Origin of the sequence: Pseudomonas syringae pv. cilantro (assembly GCF_001293775.1) — a bacterium.
GTDB classification, from domain to species: Bacteria; Pseudomonadota; Gammaproteobacteria; order Pseudomonadales; family Pseudomonadaceae; genus Aquipseudomonas; species Aquipseudomonas syringae_P.
Genome location: NZ_LGLN01000033.1, coordinates 6611 through 7603 on the forward strand (window position 1 = coordinate 6611; position 993 = coordinate 7603).

General features: G+C 50.6%; 1 protein-coding gene. It reads left to right on the top strand.

Annotated elements, in window-relative coordinates; genetic code table 11:
• Positions 1-651: 651 nt before the first annotated feature.
• Complete coding sequence (locus tag ABJ99_RS28105; protein ID WP_147461916.1) at positions 652-993, top strand: hypothetical protein; 342 nt, start codon at positions 652-654, stop codon at positions 991-993.

Genomic DNA, 993 nt, shown 5'->3' on the forward strand with positions numbered 1-993 from the left:
ATTGCAGGGAGCTTCCGCAGCTCGGGTTTCTTTTTGGTTGGCATACATGCACCTCTTACTCATGTTATGCCCAAACACAAAATTTCTGACACCCCCTTCCGATTCTAGAGATGACCCTCAGCAAAACCTGCTACGTTTGGATACACGCCTACACGCTTTCAGAATATTTACCTCCTACGCACGCCTACACACATACACGGTTCCGGATTTTCCTGTCCTATAAGAGTTCGATTCCCTCTACCCGCTCCATATTACAGTCAGTATTTCCGGGTCTTCCAAGCGATTTTCCTCAACGTTCAAACCTGTCAAAGCCTCCTTGTAACCTCTCCAATAAAGCGCTTCCTAAAATCCCAAAAATTTGGTGCACCGTCGATTTCCTTTACACGGCGTCTCGCGCAGACCAGTCTCCCTCCTACGACCTTCCAATAAATCCTTCAAAACTCACTTTTGATGCCAAGCCGGGATCACCTCAGCTCTCAAGTGCATCTCTCCAGCCTAGCTGCCGCGTCGCTAAGACCTCCCGCCTTTCACAATCTTTTATCGTCACCTAATGCCGCCAGGCAGGGCCTCAACAAATGCTAAGATCCCGCCGACAAATTTGAATGCAGTACGGTCTGCAACACGAAGGTCTTCGGCAACCTGAAGAGATAGGTGCTTCGAAGCTCCCTCATCGCCATCGCCCGGTCGTTCATGCAACCTCATGATCGTGATCGTGATCGTGATCGTGGCAAGCACACCACACCACCCGGCATTCAGGCCCGGAAAAAACAGATGATCAGTGCATCTGGTTACCCGGATGAAGTCGACTTTGGGCCGCACTCCAAGCCCATTGTCCTGCCGCAGTTAAAGATGGTCGGAGAGAAGGAATTTAAGTCCAGCGCCGAAAACTTAGGCGACTTGCAAACTTTCGTTGCGTCCTTGGCGAACCTGTTCCAAGGCGATCGAGTTATCTATTACAAACTCGCTGATGTGCATCCCCCGGTGTCAGGATAG